Source organism: Methylobacterium gossipiicola (genome assembly GCF_900113485.1).
GTDB lineage: Bacteria > Pseudomonadota > Alphaproteobacteria > Rhizobiales > Beijerinckiaceae > Methylobacterium > Methylobacterium gossipiicola.
On record NZ_FOPM01000054.1, the window covers coordinates 1 to 5,001 of the forward strand.

The 5,001-nt window shown below is 70.3% G+C and carries 4 protein-coding genes; all 4 read right to left on the bottom strand.

Annotated elements, in window-relative coordinates; all coding sequences use genetic code 11:
- Positions 1 to 104 precede the first annotated feature (104 nt).
- Positions 105 to 419 (bottom strand): hypothetical protein, encoded by a 315-nt coding sequence (locus tag BM249_RS20825; RefSeq protein ID WP_091975523.1) that lies wholly within the window; start codon positions 417 to 419, stop codon positions 105 to 107.
- Between the two features lie 13 nt (positions 420 to 432).
- Positions 433 to 4,398 carry a host specificity factor TipJ family phage tail protein gene (locus tag BM249_RS20830; protein ID WP_091975525.1) on the bottom strand — a complete coding sequence of 1,322 codons (3,966 nt, stop codon included), beginning with the start codon at positions 4,396 to 4,398 and terminating at the stop codon, positions 433 to 435.
- Positions 4,399 to 4,413: 15 nt separating this feature from the next.
- The gene (locus BM249_RS20835; protein ID WP_091975527.1) at positions 4,414 to 4,815 is read right to left on the bottom strand and encodes a hypothetical protein; all 402 of its coding nucleotides are present in this window, start codon (positions 4,813 to 4,815) and stop codon (positions 4,414 to 4,416) included.
- Positions 4,812 to 5,001: hypothetical protein (locus BM249_RS21815; protein WP_177232482.1), on the bottom strand; the 190-nt coding region annotated here is incomplete at its 5' end. The genes BM249_RS21815 and BM249_RS20835, both read right to left, overlap by 4 nt.

Below are 5,001 nucleotides of genomic sequence, written 5' to 3' on the forward strand. Positions count from 1 at the left end.
TCGAGGTCCCGAGGTCGAGCGGCCGAACGGGCGCGGCGGGCCGCAATCAGCGGTCCGGCACGGTCGGTTCCGGCGGTGGATGGTGGGGGTGGGTCAGCCCGGGCTTACGGGGCGGGCTGCGCCGGGGTGGCGTTCCGTTTGGTCAGGTTGTCGCGCGGAACCTGCACCGTCATCTCGGCGCCGACGGCGTTGAGGGTGAGGATGTGGCACCAGGGCTGGCCCGGTAGGGCCGACATCAGCACGCCGACATTGCCCACAGCCATGTCGGGCGTCATGCCGTTGCGCGACACGATCTCGACGGGGTCGCCCGGCCGGAGGGCGCGGTCCGCGTCGAGGGCGGCATAGCGCCCGGCGAGGTGCGCGGCGATCTCGTCCGGGCCGGAAAGCTCGCGGGTGGTCTTCTCTTCGATCTTGACCATGGTGCTCTCCTCTTCAACGCTTGATGACGACGGCCTTGATCTGGGCGAAGTCGATCCGTCCGGTGCACGTCGTGTCACCCCGGAGCCGATAGTAGACGGACACCCTGACGCCGCCGGGCGGGAAGATTTCCATCGCCGAGCTGCCGATCAGGCCGGTGCTCTTGGTGTTCTGATTGGCGAGGCCGCCGCCGGCACCAATGGACACGGAGTTGCTGGCATAGCCGTTGTAGATGTTGCCGTTCAGCGCGACGGCGGTTTCCAGGGTGACGGAGCGATAGGTGGCATTGCTGCCATTGGCCGTGACCTGGATGTTCGTGGTCACGGTCCACGTCAGTGCCCACCCGTCCCCATCGTCCGGATAGATCGTGAAGGCCGTCTCGGAGATTTCCACCCAGCCGTTGTCCGGCGCGGCGGCACCGAGATCGCGCCCGGAGATGCCCTTCACGTACTTGTCCGAGACCCCGTTCGGCAGGATGAGGCCCTGCGTCACCCGCAGTGTTGGAATAGTGAGGGTCTGTCCGTCGAACTGGAAGGCTGGAACCGCGGAGTTGTTGCTCGTGATGTAGAAGTTGTTGGCATCCACCACGAACCGGCTGGTGCCGTTGTTGAGCACTTCGAGATAGTAGCCGGCGTTGAAGGTCTGCCCGCCGGCCGACGTGGATAGAAGCGCCTGGAAGCGGGTCGTGACGGCTCCCGACCCGACGCTGGCGACGATCCCGAATTGTCCGTTGGCGGTGCCATAATTCGTGCGGGCCGAGACCGTGGCGATGCTCGATGCATTCGCTTGATCCCCCGCGATCCGCGCCTCATTGACCTGTCCGACGAAAGCGCGGTCGGCGTTGGCTTGCGCGACGACGACATCCGTGCGGCTGGCCTGGATGGCGTCTCCGTCGATCCGCGCTTGGTTCACAGAGTTCGTGAACGCGCGGTCGGCATTGGCCTGGACGATCACCAGATCTGTCCGCTCGGCCTGGGCCGCGTCACCATCGACGCGCGCCGTCTTCTCCGTGGCGACTGCGGCATCCACCCCGTTCACACGAACCACCAGGGCGCTGATATCGGTCGCCAACCCCCCGTCGGCCGTCAGGCGGGTCTGGGCCTCGTTGACGATGGCGGCGGCATTGGCCTCAGTGTCGGACGCCAGCCCCAGGACCTTCGCGAGGAGGTCGGAGGCCCTGGTGACGATCCCCTGGAAGAAGCTGTCCGTCCTGGGGTTGAAATCGTCATAGTCGATGGGCGGCAGGGCCGCGTTCACCGTTGCGCGCGGAAGTGCGAGTTCGGCCAGGGAGTACGGGCCGGGCAGACCGGTCGCGCCGAAGGCCCTGGCCCGCAGCACCACGCGGGTCGGATCGACGGGGTTGAGGTCGATGGACCCGGTGATCGGAGCGTCCGTCCAGGTGTCGAAGCGGTTGCCGTCGTCATAGGACAGGCCGATCTCGAAGCGCACCGCGCCCCGGCCGGGCTTGATCGCGTAATCGCAGCGGAAGCCGGCCGCGACCGGCGTGGCATTGGCGGTCAGCGCCACGATGCGCGGGGCCTCCGGGTCTCTCAGGCCGGACGCCCCTTCCGGCGGCACCACGATGGGCGCGCCGATGGCGGCCCAGACGCGGGGATCGTCGATCAGCGCCTCGACCTGGGCGCGGTCCGGGCCGTTCGGCTTCACCGATTGGATCAGGTAGGTTTCCGCCAGGGTGGCGACGGGGCCGACCAGCACCGTCGTCATCTCGCCCCGCCCGTCCGAGAGCACGCTGGCGAGGCTCAGGCCGGTCGCCGCCTCGACGGCGATCCGCGCCGCGGGGTCCAGGCGGATCTCGCGGGGATTGCCCTGGCCGGCGATGGCGACGGGTCCCCAGGCCCGCCCGGTCCGGTCGCGGAACAGGGCGGCGTCGCCGGGCTCGAGGGGCAGGTTCGCGTCGAGGGCCAGGGTGTCGCCCCGGTTGTCGACGATGCCGGCGCGGCGCCGGGCATCGAGGAACCACGGATCGACGAGGATGGAATCCCCGCGCTTGTAGATCCGCCCCTCCATCTCGACGCCGAACGGCGCGGTCTGGCGGCGGAAGGCCCCGGCGGTGGCCCGCCAGCGGGTGAGGTGATTGGCGTGGGCGTAGCTCCGCACCCCGGTCCAACGCTGCCGCGTCGGGGTCAGGCTGGCCTCGCCGTAGATGGCCGTGGTCTGGTTCGGGTTGCGGTAGTCGCCGTCCTGATCGAACTCGCCGATGACGTGGCCGGCGCCCGCCGCCGTGTCGAGGTCGAACACGAGTTGCGTCGAGCCCTTGAGCATCTGCCGGGGCGTGATGACGTGCCGACGCACCGCCTTGGGCTCGTCGCGCACCAGGGACCAGTAGCGGCCGAGATGCACCGGCTCGGCCCGCATCGGCAGCAACGCCGTCGCCGCCGCCTCGTAGACCGAGACCGGCCCCCGGATCGTGGCGTCGAAGGTGTCGAACTCCGTCAGCGATCCGGCGTAGCCGAGGGGGGTGGCGAGGTCGATCTGATGGTCCGGGAGGGCGCCGCCGTAGTCCGGGTTGCGCATGATGTCGACATAGGCCCACACCGCCTTGGAGGTTTCCTGCTCGATCCAGGCCGACCCGTTCCACACGGGGATGATCGCCCCGGCGTCGATCTCGATCTCGCCATAGGCTGCCGCCTGCGTGCCCTTGGTCGCGTAGAGGCGCAGGCACATCTCGGTGATGCCGGGGCGCACCGCCGCGTCCGCGACCCAGCCGGAGGCGGCATCCCACTGCGCCGCGTCGATGGTGGCGTTGCCCGTGGTGGATTGCGAGGTGTCGGGCTGGACGTTGCGGCCGCGCACGGCATAGCGCCCGGCCGGCACGTCCTTGAACCGGGTGTAGCGCAGCGGGTGGGTGGCGAACCGCGCGCCCTCGACGCCCGAATTGCCGTTGTAGAGCACCTGCCACGGGCCGACGATGGCGCCGCTCTCGTCGATGGCGGCGTACTCGAAATAGACCGCCCAGGCGCCGGGCTGGTTGGACCGGGTCGCGCCGCTCTTGAAGAAGTCGGTGCGGGCGATGCCCTGCGGGAACTGGAAGTCGACCTGCAGGCGCGTCACCAGGGCGCCACGCTGGTTGATGAGGAACGGCCCGGCGAGGCTCGGGTTCTCGCCGGGACGCGGCAGCGGGCCGCCGACGCCGGCCGCCGACACCACCGCGTTCGGCACGAGGTGCGAGGCGGTGCCGTAGATGAACTCGATGGCGTTGCGCGGATCGTCGAAGGGCGGGAGGAAGCCCCCGGCTTCGGTCCAGATCGCCTGTTTGCCCGCCCGCGCCGCGTAGGGGCGGTAGCGCCCGACCCCGAGGGTGTGGCGCTTGAACAGGATCTGGTCGTCACCGTCGTACTGACTGAAATCCGGCTGGCTGAGGTCGGGCTTCATCCACGAGCGGCCATAGCCGCGCGGGATGCGGTCGCCGGGCTTCGGCAGGTTGCCGCCGCCGGCCACGCCGTAGATCTGCGTCGTGTCCGTGGCGGTCCTGTTCGCCTTGGACTTCGAGGCCAGGGACAGCAGGGCCGTGCCGCCCAGAACGAGGCCGGCGGTGATGGCCTGGACGCCGAACGCGCCGGTGACGCCGAGCACGCCGGCCAGGGCGCCACCGATCGGTCCGGAAAAGGCGACGAGCGCCACGGCGGCGATGCCGAGGGCGATGTTGAGCGGGCTCTTCTTCGAGCCGCCGGACGAGGCGCCGCCACCGCCGCGCGGCAGGTAGACCACCACCACGATGGCGTCGGCCGGCAGGTAGCGGCGCGGCCACGGCTTGACGACCCCGGTTCTGTCCCGTCCCCGCAGGACCCATGCCTCTTCGATGGGTTGCAGCGGATCGCCGGCGCGCTGGATCGCCACCATGTGCGGGCGCGCGCGGTCGACGTGCCGCCCGATCACCTGGGACAGGCGGCGCCGGCGGGGGTCGAGCGTCCGGGGCGGCGCCAGCTGCTGGCCCGCCGCGTTGAGCGTCAGGAGGTGCATGGGGGGGGGCTCGGGCTACGGGAGCGGGACGTAGAACTCGGCCCGCCAGTTGCGCACGCTGAGTTCGAACAGGCCGTCGAAGGTGACGCCGTGGTCGGTGTCGGTGTGGAAGACCCCGCCGCCGTCGAGGGCGAGGTAGATCCCGGCATGGATCGCCCTGGCATGGGCGCCGGGCTTGTGCATGAGGACGATGGCGCCGTGCTCCGGCCGCGCGGTCTGGCGCCAGTTCCGGCGCTCGGCATGGCCGTGGAACGCCCGGACCAACGCGCGGGCGTTGAGCGCGCCGGCGATCAGCACCGCCGGCACGTCACGGCCGAAGAGATCGCGCTGCGCCTCCCGCACCAGCCACCAGCAATGCTCCGTGTCGGTGTAGGGCCGGCCCTGGCGCGCGGAGACGTAGGCGGCGGGGTCCGTCATGCGTTCCAGAGGCCCGGATAGGTGTCGAGGTCGTAGGTTCGGCGCGGGAAGGCCTGGGTGGCGATCTCCGCGAAGGTCAATTCCCCTTCGGCCGTGGCGCCGCCGAGGGTCACCCGCTTCATCTCCAGGCCCTCGATCCGGTCGACCACCGTCGTCCGGTCGTCGCCGAGATAGGCCCGGTAGGTG

Excerpts from the sequence above, each read along its gene's own strand:
- BM249_RS20825 (WP_091975523.1), bottom strand. The coding sequence starts at position 419 with ATGGTCAAGATCGAAGAGAAGACCACCCGCGAGCTTTCCGGCCCGGAC.
- BM249_RS20830 (WP_091975525.1), bottom strand. The coding sequence starts at position 4,398 with ATGCACCTCCTGACGCTCAACGCGGCGGGCCAGCAGCTGGCGCCGCCC.
- BM249_RS20835 (WP_091975527.1), bottom strand. The coding sequence starts at position 4,815 with ATGACGGACCCCGCCGCCTACGTCTCCGCGCGCCAGGGCCGGCCCTAC.